The organism is Paraburkholderia sp. SIMBA_030 (assembly GCF_046535245.1).
Lineage (GTDB): Bacteria > Pseudomonadota > Gammaproteobacteria > Burkholderiales > Burkholderiaceae > Paraburkholderia.
On record NZ_JAWRXB010000001.1, the window covers coordinates 584,039 to 603,161 of the forward strand.

Consider the following 19,123-nt stretch of genomic DNA (forward strand, 5'->3'; position numbering starts at 1 on the left):
TAGCGGGCCGAACCGCAGAGGTCAATGTCTACCGCACACTTTTTGTGCCAGGTTTGTCGTCAACGACGCAATTTGTTCGCACTGGCCGCGCATAACGAGGAAGGCGCGCTGGTACGCCCCGTCGTTTAACGCAAATCACGCTTGATCCAGTTCGAACGCCTTATGCAGCGCGCGCACGGCGAGTTCCATGTATTTCTCGTCGATCAGAACCGAAATCTTGATTTCGGAGGTCGAGATCATCTGGATGTTGATGCCCTCTTCCGACAGCGTGCGGAACATCGTGCTCGCGATACCGACGTGCGAACGCATACCGACGCCGACCACCGACACCTTCGACACCTTCGGATCGCCCAGCACCTGTTCGGCCTGCACGTGACCCTTCACCTGGTTGGTGAGGATATCCATGGCGCGTTGATAATCGCCGCGGCCGACCGTGAACGTGAAGGCGGTCTTGCCCTCGACGCTCTGGTTCTGGATGATCATGTCGACGTCGATATTCGCGTCCGCCACCGGGCCGAGAATCTGATACGCGATACCCGGCTTGTCGGGCACACCCATCACGGCGATGCGAGCTTCGTCGCGCTGAAATGCGATGCCCGAGATGACTGCTTTTTCCATGGTCTCGTCTTCTTCAAAAGTAATCAGGGTGCCTGACTTCATTTCAGCTTCGAGCGGCATCAGCGGATCGGTCAGACTCGACAGCACGCGCGTCTTCACCTGATATTTGCCGGCGAATTCCACCGAGCGAATCTGCAGCACCTTCGAACCCAGGCTTGCCATTTCCAGCATTTCTTCGAACGTCACGCGATCGAGCCGGCGCGCTTCTTCCACCACGCGCGGGTCGGTCGTGTAGACGCCGTCGACGTCCGTGTAGATCAGGCACTCGTCGGCTTCCAGCGCAGCGGCGACCGCGACTGCTGATGTATCCGAACCGCCGCGGCCGAGCGTGGTGATGTGGCCATCAGGATCGATGCCCTGGAAGCCGGTGATCACCACCACTTTGCCCGCGTCGAGATCGCGCAGCACGCGCTCGCCGTCGATTTCGTTAATGCGCGCTTTCGTGAACGCGCTATCGGTCTTGACCGGTACTTGCCAGCCGGCATAGCTGACGGCCTCGACGCCCGCTTCCTGCAGCGCGATTGCCAGCAGCCCCGAGCTGACCTGCTCACCGGTGGCGGCGATCATGTCGAGTTCGCGCGGACTCGGCTGACTCGTGATTTCTTTCGCGAGACCGAGCAAGCGGTTGGTTTCGCCGGACATCGCCGACGGCACGACGACCATCTTGTGGCCGGCCTTGTGCCATTTCGCGACGCGCCTGGCGACGTTCTTGATGCGCTCGACCGAGCCCATCGAGGTGCCGCCGTATTTATGTACGATGAGTGCCATTGTCGTTCTGAACTGGAGGAGAAACCGCGCTGGCGCGCTGGAGACGACCGCACAAAAGCACAAGAGCGCAACGTTTCTGGAACGACGGCAAAGTGTGTGGCGGCGTAGATGCAGCGCGCGCGTGCAGCACGCGCGGATTTGCCCGTGAATGATCGCTAATGGCTTACCGGAAACTACGAAACACGATCGGCAGCACGTCAAAAACGACGGCAAAAGCGGGTCGGGCAAACAAGTTAACGTACCTGATCGAGCGCAAAAAAACAAGCCGAAATGGCCGGAATAAGGGCTGAAAGGCTTATCCGGTGCGGTTTTGCGCCCTATTTCGGGAATTCACCGTATAGATAACCCGAATGTCCGACCGGCCGGTCAGGCGATCAGCAGATCCTCACGCCAGACGATCTTGACGCGCTGTCCGGCAGGGTCCGCGTGCCCGGACAGCGCGGCGCGGTTCACGCCGAGCAAGGGCACGAACAGCAGTTCGTCGCCGACGTAAAGCAGCGGTACGTCGCGCTTCCATGCGGGGATGCCGCGCTCCTGGAAGAGGTTCTTCAGCGTGCGGCTTTGACTCTTTTGCGCAGTGCCGATGCGCATGCGTTCGCCGCCGCTGCGCGAACGCGCGCTCAACAATGCGCGGCGTAGAACGCTGACGGGAACGGCGTCGAGGTCGTCAGAAGCGGCAACGACATTGGCGAACACAAAGGTGCCGCGCCATTGCGGCAAACGCCAGATCGATTCACCCTGCCATGCAAGCTCGCTAACAACACGTGCGGTGAGCGCGGTTTCGTCGGCGGCTTCGCTGCTATCGCCCGCTTCCCAGTAGATCAGGCCGCGATAGCTGCGCAGCGCCTGTCCCGCATGGTCGACACGCAGACTATGGCCCTTGTCCGCCTCAGCGACTTCGCGCAATTGGCGCAACGCGTCGGTCAGACGCGCGGTCGATGCGGTGACAAGCCCCAGCGAGCGCACCCAGTAGCGCATCAGATTGAGCGCGCGGGCGTCGTCGAGGGCGAGCAGCGCGTCATGCGATAGTGCACGCCCTTCCTCGCGCGCTGCGATGCTCATGTCGATGCGCGCCAGTTCATCAAGAAGATGCTGCGCCGACGCTGCATGCGCCGCCGTGCGTGCGAGCGCGTCGCGAAAACCAGGAAAGTGGACGGCCAGCGCCGGCGTCACGTCGTGACGCAACGCATTGCGCGCGTAACGTGTATCCGCGTTCGATTCGTCGTCGATCCAGTGCAGATCCCGGGCGATCGCATATTGCTCGATTTGACCACGCAGCAGGTGGAGTAACGGCCGCACCCGCACGGCAGACGCGCCCGGCGGCAGGTACTCGGGCGCCATCGCTGCCAGTCCGGCGAGCCCGGCGCCACGCAGCAGTTGCAATAGCACCGTTTCCGCCTGGTCGTCCGCGTGTTGCGCGAGCCAGAGCCTGTGCACGTCACGCGCCGCGCACAACGCGTCCAGCGCACGATAACGCGCGTCGCGCGCCGCTGCCTCGACGCTCACGCCCGCGTCGCGCGACACGTCGACACGCTGCGCCGCGAATTCCACACCCCGTTCCCGCGCGAACGCTTCGCAGTGCGCGAGCCACTGATCGGCGAAAACACTCAGCCCGTGATGCACATGCAACGCCACGCATCGCGACGCGCCGGCGACACGCACCGCCGCGTCGAGCAACACGCTCGAATCGACGCCGCCGCTGAACGCGATCGCAATTCGCGCCGTCGCCGGCAGCGCGGACGACGCCAAGCCGACCGCCTCGAGAACGAGGCGGTCGGCGGGCGAATCTGCTGGGGTGGTCACGTCGGTAGCGCGTTGAGCGCCGAATGACGAAAGAAAACGCGCGCGGGCTTACGCACCCGGCGTGGTTGCCTTGAACTTGCCGTACGACATCAGCCGCTCGAAGCGGCGTTGACGCAGGTCGTTGATGCTCATGCCCTGGAACTGGCGCAGCGAATCGGCAAGCGCACGGCGCAGCATCGCGGCCATGCCCTTCGGATCGCGATGCGCGCCGCCGAGCGGCTCGTTGACGATCTTGTCGATCAGGCCGAGCGCCTTCAGACGATGCGCTGTTAGACCCAGCGCTTCCGCTGCTTCCGGCGCTTTAGCGGCGCTCTTCCACAGAATCGACGCGCAGCCTTCGGGCGAAATCACCGAATAGGTCGAGAATTGCAGCATCAGCACGCTGTCGCCGACAGCGATCGCCAGCGCGCCGCCCGAGCCGCCTTCACCGATGATCGTGGCGATCAGCGGCGTCTTCAATTCGGCCATCACGTACAGGTTGCGGCCGATCGCTTCCGACTGGCCGCGCTCTTCCGCGCCGATGCCCGGATAAGCGCCCGGCGTATCGATGAACGTGAAAATCGGCAAGCCGAATTTCTCGGCAAGGCGCATCAGGCGTTCGGCCTTGCGATAGCCTTCCGGGCGCGGCATGCCGAAGTTGCGCAGCGCGCGCTCCTTCGTATCGCGTCCTTTCTGATGACCGATCACCATGCAGGCCTGGCCGTTGAAACGCGCGAGGCCGCCGACGATCGACAGGTCGTCCGCATAATGGCGATCGCCATGCAGCTCGTGGAAATCGGTGAACAGCTCGTTCACATAATCGAACGTGTACGGGCGTTGCGGGTGACGAGCGATTTGCGAAACCTGCCACGGGGTGAGGTTCGCGTACAGATCTTTGGTGAGCTGTTGACTCTTCTTGGACAGCCGCTCGATCTCTTCCGAAATATCGACGGCCGAATCGTCCTGCACGAAGCGCAATTCTTCGATCTTCGCTTCGAGTTCGGCGATCGGCTGTTCGAAATCCAGAAAGGTGGTCTTCATTGGTTGTAATCCTTGGACTTACCGGCAGCGCGTATTCTAACCGCGCGCGCCGATGTCAAAACCATCTCGCAACTATCAGCCATTAACAGTTGATAGTTTTTGAAGCAGCATCGTTTCTTGTTCTTCAATAGTCGACCGGTAACGGATCGAGACTACGCCACATATACCAGGTGGCGACGGTGCGCCACGGCTCCCAGTTCGCCGCGACTTCACGCGCTTCGCTGCGCGTAACCGGTTCGCCGCTAAAGTAATTCACGCTGATGGCCCGGATCAGACCCAGGTCGTCGAGCGGCAGGACGTCCGGGCGCGACAGATTGAAGATCAGGAACATTTCCGCGGTCCAGCGGCCGATGCCGCGAATCTGCGTCAGCTCGGCGATCACCGCCTCGTCTTCCATCGAGGTCCACTTGCCGACGTGCAACGCACCCGAGACGAAATGCTCCGCCAGATCGAGCACGTATTCGGCCTTGCGTCTGGACAGTCCGCACGCGGTCAGCTTCTCCTGCCCGAGCTTGATGAACTGCTGCGGCACGAGCTTCGGACACGCAGTCTCGACTTTCGCCCACACCGCTTGCGCGGACGCCACCGAAATCTGCTGCCCGACCACCGAACGCGCGAGCGTGACGAACGGATCGCCGCGGCTCAGCAAATGCACCGGGCCGAACTTCGGGATCAACTTCTTCAGAATCCGGTCGCGCTTGACGAGGTCGGCACACGCCTTGTCCCAATACGCCGGACGCGTGACTTCGGGCGTGAGCCCGCCGATCTGCACCGGCACTGCGACTTCGGTATCGCTCGCCGCTTCGCCGCCCGCGTTGCTCGACGTACGTGTCTTGCGCACGATTTCGCCTTCGTGCGCGTCGCGCGCGAGTTCCTGCACGTCGCCGGCCAGTTCAGCCGGCAATGCACCGTTGCCTTTTGCGCGCGACGGGCGCTGTGGTTTGGCCCGCTTCGAAACTGGCGCGTGCACCGACGCGCCGTTGAGCGCGCGTTTGACCGCGGGCTTCGTTGCACCCGCCGCTGCACTCACGCCGGCCTTTGCCGCCACCAAGGTGGCTTTCGACGATGCTTTCTTTACCGCGACGCTGCCCGCACGAGTCGACGCTCTGGTCGATTTTGCTGCGGCTGCCGCGTTTGTTTGAGACGCGGCTCGTTTAGCCGGCGTCTTCGTGGCCGTTGCCATCCTGCCTCCTGCCTGGCGAGTCGATCAAAGGGAAGTACGAGGTGCGCTCACACGCGCCGCCACTCGGTCAACCCGCCGGGTTTGTCTTCAAGTGCAACGCCGGCCTCGAGCAATTCGGCTCGAATCCGGTCCGCTGCCGCATAATCTTTCGCCTGCTTGGCGGCCACGCGCGCGGCGATCTTCGCTTCGATCGCGGCGGGCTCGAGCGCGCCTTCGACGGCGCTGCCCGCAGCCTGCTGCAGATACGCACGCGGCTCACGGCCGAGCAGTCCGATCACCTGCGCGAGCGAGCGCAATTGACGGGCCTGCGCGGCGTCGCGCGTGCGGTTGACTTCAGTTGCCAGCTCGAACAACACCGACACCGCAACCGGCGTGTTGAAGTCGTCGTTCATCGCCGCCTGGAAACGCTGCGCATGCGCTTCGTTCCAGTCGAGTTCCGCGCTGTCCGGCGTGACATCCTTGAGCGCGGTGTACAAACGCGCAAGCGCGTTGCGGGCGTCGTCGATATGCACGTCGCTGTAATTTAACGGCGAACGGTAATGAGCGCGCGCGATAAAAAAGCGCACGACCTCGGCATCGTACTGCGCCAATACTTCGCGGATCGTAAAGAAGTTGTTCAACGACTTCGACATCTTCTCATTGTCGATCTGCACGTAGCCGTTGTGCATCCAGTAATTGACGAATGTTTGTCCGGTCGCAGCTTCACTCTGCGCGATCTCGTTTTCATGGTGCGGAAACTGCAGATCCTGACCACCGCCATGAATGTCGAAATGATCGCCAAGCAACGTGCAGCCCATTGCCGAGCATTCGATATGCCAGCCAGGCCGGCCGCGCCCGTACTTCGACTCCCAGCCGGTGTCCGCCGGTTCCTCCGGCTTCGCCTGTTTCCACAGGACGAAGTCGAGCGGGTCCTGCTTCGCGTCGTTCGCCGCGACGCGTTCGCCCGCGCGCAGATCTTCGAGCGACTTGCCCGACAGCTTGCCGTAGCCCGCGAACTTGCGGACCGCGTAGTTCACGTCGCCATCGCTCGCCTGATACGCGTAGCCGTTCGTTTCGAGTTTCTCGATCATGCCGAGCATCTGCGCAATGAAATCGGTGGCGCGCGGCTCGATATCGGGCCGTTCGATGCCGAGCGCGTCCGCGTCTTCATGCAACGCCGCGATGAAGCGATCGGTCAGCGATTTGATGGTCTCACCGTTCTCCACCGCGCGCCGGATGATCTTGTCGTCGATGTCGGTGATGTTGCGTACATAGGTCACGTCGTAACCGAGCGTGCGCAACCACCGCTGCACGATATCGAACACGACCATCACCCGCGCGTGACCGACGTGACAATAGTCATACACGGTCATCCCGCAGACGTACATCCGCACAACGCCTTCTTGCAGCGGCACGAAAGTTTGCTTGTCACGCGCGAGCGTGTTGTAGATGCGCAGTGATTCCATAGAGAACGGTGCGTGGGCCGAAAGAAATCCGCAATGGGTTGCGTGCTGTTTTGTTTGTGACGCGCCCCGCTAGCAGACTGGCGGGTGCTTCACTGACAGCGGCAAACCGGTGCGCCTGGTGCGGCGATCAAGGCGGAGACGACCACGAGTGGCGAAAAGACAGTCGGCGGTTCGACGGAACGCGCAGACCTTTTGTTAGAATGGCTCGGAGTATAACATCCAGACCTGAGCCTATGAAACCTTCCAGCGGCCGCGCGCGCAGCGCTGCGACCCTCGCCGCGACGGCCTTGTGCGCCGTTGCCCTCACGGTCTTGCCGGTCGCTGCGTACGCGCAGAAAGCCGCCGCGTTGCCGACCGGCCCGGCTGTGCGCGACAACACGCCGGAAATCGACGCATCGATTGCGCAGAAGAACTGGGAAGCCTCGCTGAAGCAGCTCGACGCGCGAATCGCGTCGAATCCACGCGACGCGCAGGCCAAATTCAAGCGCGGCACGGTGCTTGCCCATCTGAACCGCGACGACGACGCGATCGCCGCGTTCACCGAGCTGACGCAGTTGTATCCGGAGCTGCCCGAGCCGTACAACAACCTTGCGGCACTTTATGCGAAACACGGCCGTTATGCCGAAGCACGCGCCGCGCTCGAAACAGCGACCAAGGTGAATCCGGGCTACGGTCTCGCGTACGAGAATCTCGGCGACCTGTATCTGCGCATGGCCGACGCAGCGTACCGCCGCGCGCAAGGCCTCGGCAAAGCGAGCGCCACGACCAACCAGCGCCTCGCGGACATCCAGAAGATCGTCTCGCCGCCCAAAACCAAAACGCCGCCCGTGAAAAAAGCCGCCGTCACGCCCGCCGACGAATACACCAAACGCGCCACGTCGAACATGACGGAGACACCGAGCTTCCAGTTCGGCGGCGCGAACGGCTCGCTTGCCATGCCACCCTACATGGCGCCGTCGAACTAAGGCCGTCACAGTTTTCGCCAATACGTTTTTTCCAACCCTGAGGATCTTCATGAAATGGTTGATGTTGGCGCTCGGCAGCGCCGCCCTGATCGCAAACGCACCCGCATTTGCCCAGTCCGGCTCGCAGGCCGCGCATCCGTCCGTCCTGTTCAAAACATCGGAAGGCGACATCCGCGTCGAGTTGTATCCTGAGAAAGCGCCGAAGACCGTCGCCAACTTTCTCGACTACGTGAAATCCGACCAGTACAGCGGCACGATTTTCCATCGCGTGATTCGCGGCTTCATGATCCAGGGCGGCGGTTATACGCAGAGCTTTGCCGAGAAGCCGACGCGCGCGCCGATTCCGCTCGAAAGCCGTAACGGTCTGAAGAACACCGCCGGCACGCTCGCGATGGCGCGCACCAGCGATCCGAATTCGGCCACCGCGCAATTCTTCATCAACACGGTGGACAATGCCGGCCTCGACTATCCGAATCCGGACGGCAACGGCTACGCGGTGTTCGGCAAGGTCACGGGCGGCATGGACGTCGTGAAGAAGATCGAAGGCACGCCCACCACCACGCGCGGCCCGATGAGCGACGTGCCGCAAAAGCCGGTCGTGATCGAGTCGGCTACGGTGGTCGGCAAGTAACTGCACAAAAACAGGCAAGCGCTATATCTACGCCCCGGCGCGGCCCGTCGTCATCTCATATGACGACTCGCCGCGCCTCTCACCCACCCCGTTCATCAAAGGATTCCATCATGGTTGAACTGCATACGAACCACGGCGTCATCAAACTCGAACTGGACGCTGAAAAGGCGCCGAAGTCGGTTGAGAACTTCCTCAACTACGTGAAGGCCGGTCACTACGACAACACCGTGTTCCACCGCGTGATCGACGGCTTCATGATCCAGGGCGGCGGCTTCGAACCCGGCATGAAGCAGAAGCCGACGGCCGAGCCGATCACCAACGAAGCGAACAACGGTCTGAAGAACGTCAACGGCTCGGTTGCGATGGCGCGCACGAACGATCCGCATTCGGCCACCGCGCAATTCTTCATCAACGTGAACGACAACGACTTCCTGAACCACTCGTCGCCGACGCCGCAGGGCTGGGGCTACGCCGTGTTCGGCAAGGTGGTCGAAGGTCTCGACATTGTCGAGAAGATCAAGAAGGTGAAGACGGGTTCGAAGGGCTTCCATCAGGACGTGCCGGTCGACGACGTCGTGATCGAAAAAGCGGTGATCGTCGACTAAGGTCGGCTCGTTTGAACTGATATCAGGCACCTTCAATGCTGCAAGAAACGCCGCTGCGAAGCGTCGCCGCGGGCGTGCCTGGCGAGGGCAAACGCCCGCACGCCGCACGCCCGTTTTTTTTCCTCTCCGATATTCATCTGAGCGAGGCGATTCCGCGCACGGTCGCCGCGTTCGAACACTTTGTCCGCGTGAGCGCCGAGCAGGCGGATTCGGTTTTCATTCTCGGCGACCTGTTCGAGTACTGGATCGGCGACGACATGCTCGCCGAGCCGTTCGCGGCCCGCATGGCGGCGTTGCTGCACACGCTGTCCGAGCGCGGCATCGCGCTCTACATCATGCACGGCAATCGCGATTTTCTGCTGGGCAAGCGCTTCATGAAAGCAGCCGGCGCAATCTGGCTGCCCGATCCGTTCGTGATCACCGCGTTCGGCACACGCATCGCGCTCGCGCACGGCGATGGGCTGTGCACGGCCGATCGCGGCTACCAGTGGTTCCGGCTCTTTGCGCGCAGCGGTGTCGCGCAGATGCTGTTTCTTGCATGGCCGTTTCGCTGGCGCCAGGCGCTCGCGGAGCGTATGCGCGCGAGCAGCGAGCAAGGCCGCGCGCGCCCGGTATCGTCGAAGTACGACGTGACGCCTAAAGGCGTGGCCGCCCTGTTCAAATCGACGAAAACGGCAACGATCATCCACGGGCACACGCATCGTCCGGCGCGGCATCGCGAACCGGACGGCACGCGCTGGGTGCTGCCCGATTGGGATCTCGACCACGGCGAGCGCCGTGGCGGTTATCTGCGGATCGACGCGGAAGGGATTCGGGCGCTGCGGTTGGATTGAAGCGAGCCCGATGCAATTATATTAGCGCTCCGCCGCAGCCCCTTCCACTTTTCCCGCAATCGCGGCCGACAGACGCCGCAGATCGAGCAACGCCGCATCGGCGCCTTGCAGCCCTTCCAGACTCGTCCCCAATCGCTCGAGCGCAACGACAATTTCATCGATACGTTGTGCTTGCGTGGCCGCGTGATCGATCAACCCGTGAATCGCCAGCGACACCGGATCATCCGCGTTCGGCGTGATGCCGTACGCACAAAATGCCGAACGCTCCGGCGCGGTTTTCGCGTCGCGCGCGGCGCCGTTCGCCGATGCGCGCGCCGCCTCGGCCGACGCCGTGGCAGCGCCCGCCGGAACGATGATCCGTGCCGGATTGCCCACCGCCGTACCGCGTGCCGGCACTGGCTTGGTGACCACCGCGTTCGAGCCGATCTTCGCGTCCGCGCCGATCGTAAAGCCGCCGAGCACCTTCGCCCCCGCCCCGACGATCACGCCGCGCTCGAGCGTCGGATGTCGCTTCGCGCCGCGTGTAAGCGAGGTGCCGCCGAGCGTCACGCCCTGATAGATCGTGCAGTCGTCGCCGATTAGGGCGGTTTCGCCGATCACAACGCCCATGCCGTGATCGATGAACACGCGGCGCCCCACGGTCGCGCCCGGATGAATCTCGATGCCGGTCATGAAGCGCGCCATCTGCGAGACGAAACGCGCCAGCCAGCGGCGCCTCGCGCGCCAGCATGCATGCGCGAGCCGGTGCAGCATAAGCGCGTGCAGACCCGGGTAACACGTGAGGACTTCCCAGGCGCTGCGGGCGGCGGGATCGCGCTCGCGGATCGTGGCGATGTCTTCGCGAAGTCTCGTGAACATGGCAGGGGACGTGGTTATGGGGGAGAAAACCGTCGGCGGAAAAAACCCACCAACGGTGGCGCATGGCGGTCGCATAGCAGATCGACAGCTTTGCTTAGAACGTTTCGAGCGATTGTAGGACGATTGCCGAAAACCTGCCGGAAGCCCACGCTGCCGGCAAGGTCGTCGCGGGCTGGTCGCGAGTTTGTCGGCCAGGCACTTTTATGGTGCGCTTGCGGTCCGGCTTACGGCTTGCCTTGTGGCCCCGGTCAAGGCGCGTCGCCGTCCGGGCGTTTGGTCTTCAGCAGGATGTGCTTGGCGATGCCGCGCACGATATTCACTTCCTCGCGCTCCAGCCCGGAACGCGCGAACAGGCGGCGCAGACGCGACATCAGCTTCTTCGGATTGGCGGGGTCGAGAAAATCGAGCGCGACCAGCGCACTTTCCAGATGCGCGTACATGCTTTCGATTTCGTCGCTCGCCGCCCGCGCGCCAACCGGCTCGTCCGGTCCTCCGGGCGCTCGAGCCTCCGCCGGCATGGCGTCGTCCGCGCACAGGTACGTGGTGCGCAACTCATACGACAGCACCTGCACGGCCTGCGCCAGATTGAGCGAACTGTAGGCCGGGTTGGCCGGGATATGCGCGAGCGCGCTGCAGCGCTCGACGTCCTCGTTCGACAAACCGGTGCGCTCGTTACCGAACACCAGCGCGATCTCGCCGTGCACCGCCTGCTCGCGCGCGACGCCAGCCGCGGCACGCGGCGTCAGTTGCGGCGGTCCGTATTCGCGCAGCCGCGCGGTCAGCGCCATCGACCAATGCACGCCGTTCAACGCGTCGGCAAGCGTCGGCACGATGTGCGCGGACGCCAGCACATCGTCGGCGCCGCTTGCCATTGCAATGGCCTCCGGATCGCTCTGCACGTGCGGCACGCGCGGCGACACCAGCACGAGGCGCGAAAAGCCCATGGTTTTCAGCGCGCGCGCCGCAGCCCCGACGTTGCCGGGATGGCTCGGCTCGACGAGTACGAAGCGTGTCGACGTAAAACCGCCGCGCAGGTCGGCCACGGTGGGATCGGAAGAATGGTGGGTGTGGTCCACGATGGAATTCGGCAAGCTAAAGAACGCGTATGGTAGCGCCAACCGGGGCCGGCGCCGAATTGCACATACAGTATGCGCGAATCCGGCCAGCAACGCGCCTATGCGACGGCCAACGCAGCACACGCCGCCGGAGCACCCGGACTCAGGTAAAATACGCAAATTCGCGCCCTCTTCGCACGAGCGCCTCGTTCTTATTCAATTTGTCTCCGTCGGCGGAATGCGCACGTGCTCCTGTATCGGACGTGCGTTCCGTGTTGTTTCCGCGCTTCGTTTGCGCACAATTACCGCTCATTTACCGGTACGCAGCCGCGCTGCCCCGGCACAAGGATCCAGGCTCATGCATCCCATGCTCAATATCGCTGTGAAGGCCGCACGCCGCGCAGCACAGATCATCAACCGCGCGTCGCTCGACCTCGATCTGCTCCAGGTCAGCAAGAAACAGCACAACGATTTCGTCACGGAGGTGGACAAAGCGTCTGAAGCGGCGATCATCGATACGCTGAAGACCGCCTACCCCGATCACGCGATTCTCGCCGAAGAATCCGGCAAGTCGGATAACGAATCCGAATTTCAGTGGATCATCGATCCGCTCGACGGCACGACCAACTTCATCCACGGCTTCCCGTACTACTGCGTGTCGATCGCGCTCGCGCACAAGGGCATCGTGACGCAAGCCGTGGTCTACGACCCGACCCGCAACGATCTGTTTACAGCCTCGCGCGGCCGTGGCGCGTTCCTGAACGACCGCCGCATCCGGGTGGCCAAGCGCGACCGTCTGGCCGACGGCCTGATCGGCACGGGCTTCCCGTTCCGCGAAAAGGACGGCATCGAAGCATACGGCCGCCAGTTCGCCGAAATGACCGGGGCCTGCGCCGGCCTGCGCCGTCCAGGCGCCGCCGCGCTGGATCTGGCGAATGTCGCCGCGGGCCGCATGGACGGCTTTTTCGAGCAGGGCCTGAGTCCGTGGGACGTCGCTGCGGGCAGCCTGCTGATCACGGAGGCCGGCGGTCTGGTGGGCAACTACACGGGCGACTCGAACTTCCTGCACGTCGGTGAAATCGTCGCCGGCAATCCGAAGGTGTACGCGCAGATGATCCCCATCCTGTCGCGCTTCAGCCATACCCGTCAGCAGCCGGCTTAAGGTCATGTCAAGGCCTTTGTCCGGCGGATGGTGCGCCGGCGCAAGGTAGTACGAAAAAGCGGCTTCGGCCGCTTTTTCGTTGGCGAGCCTGCATCCGGCGGGCGTTCGTGCTACAAAGCGGGAAGCCGCGCCGGCGCGCCTCGACATGCCGGGTGTGTTTCGCGCGCTTTTTGTCGCGCCCTGTTTTGTGCGAGATTCCCGCGCAGCTTCCGATCCGCTTCATGAAAAAAGGCTTCTACACGATCATCGCGGCACAGTTCATTTCGTCGCTCGCGGACAATGCACTGCTGATCGCCGCCATCGCGTTGCTGTCGGTGATCCGCTCGGCCGCCTGGGTCACCCCCCTCCTGCAGATTTTCTTCACCGTCTCGTACGTATTGCTCGCACCGTTCGTCGGCGCTTTCGCCGATGCGATGCAAAAGCGGCACGTGATGTTCGCCTCGAACGCGCTGAAGGCAAGCGGCTGCCTGATGATGATCGCAGGCGTTCACCCGATGATCGCGTACGGCGTGGTCGGCTTCGGCGCGGCTGCGTATTCACCGGCCAAGTACGGCATTCTCACGGAATTGCTGCCCGCGGAAATGCTCGTCAAGGCGAACGCCTGGCTCGAATCGGCCACCGTGCTGTCGACCATCGTCGGCACCATGGTCGGCGGCGCATTGATCAGCACCTTCGCGGACAAATTCGTCGCGCATGCGCATCTGCCGTTGATCCGCTCCGCCGCCGATCTGGCGATGTTCGCGGTGATGGTGACCTACGCGATCGCCGCCGCGATCAATATCTTCATCCCCGACACCGGCGCACGTTATCCGAACCGTCTGACAGAGCCGAAGAAGCTGGTCGGCGACTTTGTGTACTCGTTCAACGTGCTGTGGGCCGACAAGCTCGCGCAAATCGCGCTGTGGGTCACGACGCTGATGTGGGGCGGCGCTGTCACGCTGCAACTGCTGGTGCTCAAATGGGCCAATGTGAACCTCGGGCTGTCGCTATCCAAAGCGGCGGTGATGCAAGGCGTCACGGGCTTGGGTATTGCAGTCGGCGCAGCCGCCGCGGCCGCGTGGATACCGCTGCGCCGCTCGTTGCGTGTGCTGCCGGTCGGCATCCTCACCGGCGCAGTCGCGATCGCGATCGCGTTCTATAACAAGGACCTGTTTCCCGCGGGCGCCGGCATCCGTGTCGGCTCGCACGTCGCGCCGTTCTATATTTTGCTCGCCTATCCGCTGATGATCCTGCTCGGCGCGCTGTCCGGCTTTTTTATCGTGCCGATGAACGCGATTCTCCAGCACCGCGGCGCGACGCTGCTCTCCGCCGGGCATTCGATCGCGGTGCAGAATTTCAACCAGAATCTGGCCGTGCTGCTGATGCTCGGCGCCTATGCGCTGCTGTTGACGGCGAAGATGCCGGCGCAGTGGATCATCGTCGTGTTCGGCAGCTTCGTCACCTTGATGATGTGGCTCGCGAAACGGCGCAGCGCAGCGAATGAACGCACGGTGGACATGCGGGCGCTGGTCGAAGAATGACAGCGCGAGATTTCACGCAGCGGCATAAGCTTTGCCGTGCGGATTAGCCGTTCGGTCAGGGTCCGCTCGCCGCGCCGGCAGGTTAAACTCACGCCCTGAACAGCTAACGCAAGAAGACACCGAGGATGGGCATTCAAACCGCAGCGGCCAACGACGTCGCACAACATACGCCCATGATGCAGCAGTATTTACGCATTAAAGCGGATCATCCGGGCACGCTCGTGTTCTACCGGATGGGTGACTTCTACGAACTCTTTTTCGACGATGCGGAGAAAGCCGCGCGCCTGCTCGACTTAACACTGACGCAGCGCGGCGCGTCGGCGGGCAATCCGATCAAGATGGCAGGCGTGCCGCATCATGCGGTCGAACAGTACCTGGCGAAACTGGTCAAGCTCGGCGAATCCGTCGCGATTTGCGAACAGATCGGCGATCCGGCCACGTCGAAAGGCCCGGTCGAGCGCAAGGTGGTGCGCGTCGTCACGCCGGGCACGCTGACGGACGCCGCGCTGCTGTCCGACAAAAGCGATGTCTACCTGCTGGCGATGTGCGTCGCGCATAACCGCCGCGGCGTCGCGACCAGCGTGGGGCTCGCGTGGCTGAATCTGGCGAGCGGCGCGTTGCGTCTCGCGGAAGTCGCACCGGATCAGGTGGCCGCCGCGCTCGAACGGATTCGTCCGGCGGAAATTCTGGCGGCCGACACGCCGGCCGATTCGGCGAGTTGGACGCCGCCCGTGAATGCCGGCGCCCTCACCCGTGTGCCGGTCTGGCACTTCGATATCGCGTCGGGCACGCAACGCCTGTGCGATCAGTTGGAAGTAGCGGGACTCGACGGCTTCGGCGCGCATTCGCTGACAAGCGCGTGCGGCGCGGCCGGTGCATTGCTGCTATATGCGGCGGCCACGCAAGGCCAGCAACTGCGCCATGTGCGCAGTCTGAAAGTCGAATACGAATCCGAATATATCGGCCTCGACCCTGCCACGCGCCGCAACCTCGAACTCACCGAAACGCTGCGCGGCACTGAATCGCCGACGCTGTGTTCGCTGCTCGATACCTGCTGCACGACCATGGGCAGCCGCCTGTTGCGTCACTGGCTGCATCATCCGCCGCGCGAAGCCGCGATTGCGCAGGCGCGCCAGCAGGCGATCGGCGCGTTGCTCGATGCGCCGCCCGGCGCGAGTGTCGATTCGCTGCGCGGCGCGTTGCGGCAGATCTCCGACATCGAGCGGATTACCGGGCGTCTGGCGCTGCTGTCGGCGCGGCCTCGCGATCTGTCCAGCCTGCGCGATACGTTCATTGCGTTGCCCGAACTGCGCACGCAACTGGCGGCCGTTTCAGCCAATGCGGATTCATTGGCGCGTATCGACACGTCGCTCGAACCACCTCAAGCGTGCGTCGAACTGCTCAAGCGCGCGGTCGCCGAGGAACCTGCGGCGATGGTGCGCGACGGTGGCGTGATCGCGCATGGCTACGACGCGGAACTCGATGAGTTACGCGATATTTCGGAGAACTGCGGGCAGTTCCTGATCGACCTCGAAACGCGCGAACGGGCGCGCACCGGTATCGGCAACCTGCGCGTCGAATACAACAAGGTGCACGGCTTCTATATCGAAGTCACGCGCGGCCAGACCGACAAGGTGCCGGACGACTACCGCCGCCGACAGACGCTGAAAAATGCCGAGCGTTACATCACGCCTGAACTGAAAACCTTCGAAGACAAAGCGCTGTCCGCACAGGAACGCGCGCTGGCCCGCGAACGTTCGCTATACGACGCGTTACTGCAAGCGCTGCTGCCGTTTATCGCGGATTGCCAGCGCGTCGCCGCGGCGCTCGCCGAACTGGATCTGCTGGCTGCATTCGCCGAACGCGCACGCGCACTCGATTGGGTGGCGCCGACGTTTTCGCCGACCGCAGGCATCGAAATCGAACAAGGCCGGCACCCGGTGGTCGAGGCGCAGGTCGAGCAGTTCATCGCCAACGACTGCACGCTCACGCCGGAACGCAAACTGCTGCTGATCACCGGCCCGAATATGGGCGGTAAATCGACCTTCATGCGGCAGACCGCACTGATCGCGTTGCTCGCCTATGTCGGCAGTTACGTGCCGGCACGGCGCGCCGCATTCGGGCCGATCGATCGCATTTTCACGCGTATCGGCGCGGCCGACGATCTGGCGGGCGGCCGCTCGACCTTCATGGTCGAGATGACGGAAGCCGCCGCGATCCTCAACGATGCGACGCCGCAGAGTCTCGTGCTGATGGATGAAATCGGCCGTGGCACCTCGACCTTCGACGGCCTCGCGCTGGCGTGGGCGATCGCGCGGCATCTGCTCACGCACAACGGCTGTCACACGCTATTCGCGACGCACTACTTCGAGTTGACGCAGTTGCCCGCCGAGTTTCCGCATGCGGCCAACGTGCACTTGTCGGCGGTCGAACATGGCCACGGCATTGTGTTCCTGCATGCGGTCAACGAAGGGCCGGCGAATCAGAGTTACGGACTGCAGGTCGCGCAACTGGCCGGCGTGCCGGGCGCGGTGATTCGCGCAGCGCGCAAGCATCTCGCATATCTCGAGCAGCAATCGGCGGCGCAACCCGCGCCGCAACTCGATCTGTTCGCGGCGCCCATGCCGATGCTGGTCGAAGACGCCGACGACGAACGCGACGCCAGGCCGGAAGCGGCAACCGCTTCGCCCGCCATGCAAGCACTTGTCGAGCGTCTGCGCGCAATCGATCCGAACGATCTGCGGCCGCGCGAAGCGCTCGATCTGCTGTACGAATTGCACGACCTTGCCGCCGCGCCGGATGCGGATCATTGACGCGCGCAGGCCCTCGCAGCACCCGCACAAACTTTGCGCGGCGCTGACCTTTGTCCTCACGCTAACGCTCACTAGCGGCGGTACGCAGTTCGCGCACGCGGAAACGCCGCGTTACGCGTTCGCGATCGTCGCCGGCACGATGCAAAGTCCAGCCGACGAAGCGCCGACACAACGCCTGATCGATGCGATCGGCCGTGATCGCGAGATATCGTTCATCGTCTACGACGGCAACCTGAAGGGCGCGAAAGAAGCCTGCCGCGATGCGTTATACGAACGGCGCCGCGCGCTGCTCGACATGGCGCGGCCTGCTCTGTTCTTCATTCCGGGCCAACACGACTGGGCCAACTGCGGCACCGCTGAGGCCGGCGGCTTCGATCCGGTCGAACGGCTCGATCAGTTGCGCCAGACAATGTTCGCCGACGCGACGTCGATGGGTCAGAACCCGATCGCGTTGACGCGCGAAAGCGAAGTGCCGCGCTTTCGTCCGTTTCGCGAGAACGTGCGCTGGCAAGTCGGCGATACCGTGTTTGTCGGCCTGAACGCGCCGAGTCCGAACAATCACTATCTGACTGCGGGCGGCCGTAATGGCGAATTCGAAGATCGCGTTATCGCCAATGCGTTCTGGCTCGAACATGCCGCCGAATACGCAAAACGGCGCGACGCGCGCGCGATCGTCGTGTTCATTCAGGGAGACCCCGAACCGGAGCGTTACGAACGGCCCGACCGTTTCGCATGGCTGCGCTTCACGCGCAACGCGCGCCGTGACGGCTTTCTGGAATTCAAACGCAGCCTCGTCAAACTTGCGCAGATTTTTCGCGGACCGGTGCTGGTGATTCATTGCGACGACGAACGCGCGAGCGCCGGCTTCGTGATCGATCAGCCGCTACGCAATGACAAGGGGATGCTGGTGACGAATCTCACGCGCGTCGCGCTTGCGCCGCATGATCGTCTTAACCAGTGGATTCGAATTGAAGCGGATCTCGGCAGGAAACCGCCGTTCCGCGTGAGTGTGCGCGACGTGCCCAAGCAGATGCCGATGCCCACGGTACAACCTCTGCCGCGCGAGGAGCCGGCAGCGTCGATGCCGGCCGTGCCGGCGCTCGGTCCCGCTTCCGAATTGCCGCCGTTGTTGCAGACGCCGGGGCAACCGGATCAACAGCAACTGAATCAGCAACAATACGCACCGGTGGACGAGAACTGGAATGCTCCCGCCTCGACCGCCCTGCCTCATGTACCAGGCGCACCAGGCGCTTCAGACATTCCGGGCGCGCCCGCGAGCTCAGTGCAGCGTGGGCCCTGACTTGTCGTCTTCGGCTTCGTCATCGTCTTCGTCGAGGACTTCCAGGCCGTCAGCGCCATGCGCATGTTCATGCTGGATTTCGTCTTCGGTTGCCGGACGCACGTCCTTGACCGTCAGCGCGAAACGCAGCGCCATGCCGGCGAGCGGGTGGTTGCCGTCGAGCACGACTTTGTCTTCGGCTACGTCGGTCACCACGTAGACGAGCGAATCGAGATCCTCGTCACCTTCTTCCGGCGTGCCTTCGAATTGCATGCCGACTTCGAGCGGTTCCGGGAAGCGATCGCGCGGCTCGATCTTCACGAGGTCCGGATCGTACTCACCGAACGCGTCTTGCGGCTCAAGCTGGATCTGGGTCTCGAAGCCGGCCTCGTGGCCGTCGAGCTCTTCCTCGATCTTGGGGAACGTGCCATCATAGCCGCCGTGCAGATAGACCATCGGCTCGTCGCTTTCTTCAATCAGATTGCCCTGCGCATCCGACAGCTTGTAAGCGACCGACACGACGGTGTTCTTTGCGATTTTCATTCGATTCTCCAGAATACAACTC

General features: G+C 63.2%; 16 protein-coding genes. 8 read left to right on the forward strand and 8 right to left on the reverse strand.

Features of this window, described 5'->3' with window-relative positions; all coding sequences use genetic code 11:
• Positions 1 to 135: 135 nt before the first annotated feature.
• From SB772_RS02595 to cysS, 5 genes are all read right to left on the reverse strand, one after another.
• Positions 136 to 1,386: an aspartate kinase gene (locus tag SB772_RS02595; protein WP_410831714.1), complete on the reverse strand. Its 1,251-nt coding sequence runs from the start codon at positions 1,384 to 1,386 to the stop codon at positions 136 to 138.
• A gap of 366 nt (positions 1,387 to 1,752) precedes the next feature.
• Positions 1,753 to 3,189, reverse strand: a complete 1,437-nt coding sequence (tilS, locus tag SB772_RS02600) for a tRNA lysidine(34) synthetase TilS (RefSeq protein WP_410831715.1) — start codon at positions 3,187 to 3,189, stop codon at positions 1,753 to 1,755.
• Between the two features lie 48 nt (positions 3,190 to 3,237).
• Complete coding sequence (locus SB772_RS02605; protein WP_410831716.1) at positions 3,238 to 4,209, reverse strand: acetyl-CoA carboxylase carboxyltransferase subunit alpha; 972 nt, start codon at positions 4,207 to 4,209, stop codon at positions 3,238 to 3,240.
• A 124-nt stretch (positions 4,210 to 4,333) separates the two neighbouring features.
• Positions 4,334 to 5,392, reverse strand: a complete 1,059-nt coding sequence (locus SB772_RS02610; protein ID WP_410831717.1) for a DNA-3-methyladenine glycosylase family protein — start codon at positions 5,390 to 5,392, stop codon at positions 4,334 to 4,336.
• Positions 5,393 to 5,439: 47 nt separating this feature from the next.
• Positions 5,440 to 6,837: a cysteine--tRNA ligase gene (gene cysS, locus SB772_RS02615; protein ID WP_410831718.1), complete on the reverse strand. Its 1,398-nt coding sequence runs from the start codon at positions 6,835 to 6,837 to the stop codon at positions 5,440 to 5,442.
• A 233-nt stretch (positions 6,838 to 7,070) separates the two neighbouring features.
• Between cysS and SB772_RS02620 the strand changes: the two genes are divergently transcribed.
• From SB772_RS02620 to SB772_RS02635, 4 genes are all read left to right on the forward strand, one after another.
• Positions 7,071 to 7,802, forward strand: a complete 732-nt coding sequence (locus SB772_RS02620) for a tetratricopeptide repeat protein (RefSeq protein ID WP_410831719.1) — start codon at positions 7,071 to 7,073, stop codon at positions 7,800 to 7,802.
• A 49-nt stretch (positions 7,803 to 7,851) separates the two neighbouring features.
• Entirely contained in the window at positions 7,852 to 8,433 is a 582-nt protein-coding gene (locus SB772_RS02625; protein WP_410831720.1) for a peptidylprolyl isomerase, read from the forward strand.
• A gap of 110 nt (positions 8,434 to 8,543) precedes the next feature.
• Positions 8,544 to 9,038, forward strand: coding sequence for a peptidylprolyl isomerase (locus SB772_RS02630; protein ID WP_341315086.1), 495 nt, complete (start codon positions 8,544 to 8,546; stop codon positions 9,036 to 9,038).
• Positions 9,039 to 9,073: 35 nt separating this feature from the next.
• Positions 9,074 to 9,871, forward strand: coding sequence for a UDP-2,3-diacylglucosamine diphosphatase (locus tag SB772_RS02635; protein WP_410831721.1), 798 nt, complete (start codon positions 9,074 to 9,076; stop codon positions 9,869 to 9,871).
• A 21-nt stretch (positions 9,872 to 9,892) separates the two neighbouring features.
• On the opposite strand, the gene cysE is transcribed toward SB772_RS02635, so the two are convergent.
• Positions 9,893 to 10,729, reverse strand: a complete 837-nt coding sequence (gene cysE, locus SB772_RS02640) for a serine O-acetyltransferase (protein WP_410831722.1) — start codon at positions 10,727 to 10,729, stop codon at positions 9,893 to 9,895.
• Positions 10,730 to 10,977: 248 nt separating this feature from the next.
• A complete protein-coding gene (locus SB772_RS02645) occupies positions 10,978 to 11,805 on the reverse strand; it encodes an RNA methyltransferase (RefSeq protein ID WP_410831723.1) in 828 nt (275 codons plus the stop codon).
• Positions 11,806 to 12,142: 337 nt separating this feature from the next.
• Between SB772_RS02645 and SB772_RS02650 the strand changes: the two genes are divergently transcribed.
• The 4 genes from SB772_RS02650 (at position 12,143) to SB772_RS02665 (ending at position 18,579) form a co-directional block, all read left to right on the forward strand.
• Positions 12,143 to 12,946 (forward strand): inositol monophosphatase family protein, encoded by an 804-nt coding sequence (locus tag SB772_RS02650; protein WP_410831724.1) that lies wholly within the window; start codon positions 12,143 to 12,145, stop codon positions 12,944 to 12,946.
• Positions 12,947 to 13,167: 221 nt separating this feature from the next.
• Entirely contained in the window at positions 13,168 to 14,466 is a 1,299-nt protein-coding gene (lplT, locus tag SB772_RS02655; protein ID WP_410831725.1) for a lysophospholipid transporter LplT, read from the forward strand.
• 125 nt (positions 14,467 to 14,591) lie between these two features.
• Entirely contained in the window at positions 14,592 to 17,279 is a 2,688-nt protein-coding gene (gene mutS, locus SB772_RS02660; protein WP_410831726.1) for a DNA mismatch repair protein MutS, read from the forward strand.
• Entirely contained in the window at positions 17,266 to 18,579 is a 1,314-nt protein-coding gene (locus tag SB772_RS02665) for a hypothetical protein (protein ID WP_410831727.1), read from the forward strand. The genes mutS and SB772_RS02665 overlap by 14 nt, the downstream gene beginning before the upstream one ends.
• Here the strand turns inward: SB772_RS02665 and SB772_RS02670 are convergent.
• Positions 18,559 to 19,101 (reverse strand): peptidylprolyl isomerase, encoded by a 543-nt coding sequence (locus tag SB772_RS02670; RefSeq protein WP_341315078.1) that lies wholly within the window; start codon positions 19,099 to 19,101, stop codon positions 18,559 to 18,561. The two genes, SB772_RS02665 and SB772_RS02670, sit on opposite strands and share 21 nt — an antisense overlap.
• Between the last annotated feature and the right edge of the window lie 22 nt (positions 19,102 to 19,123).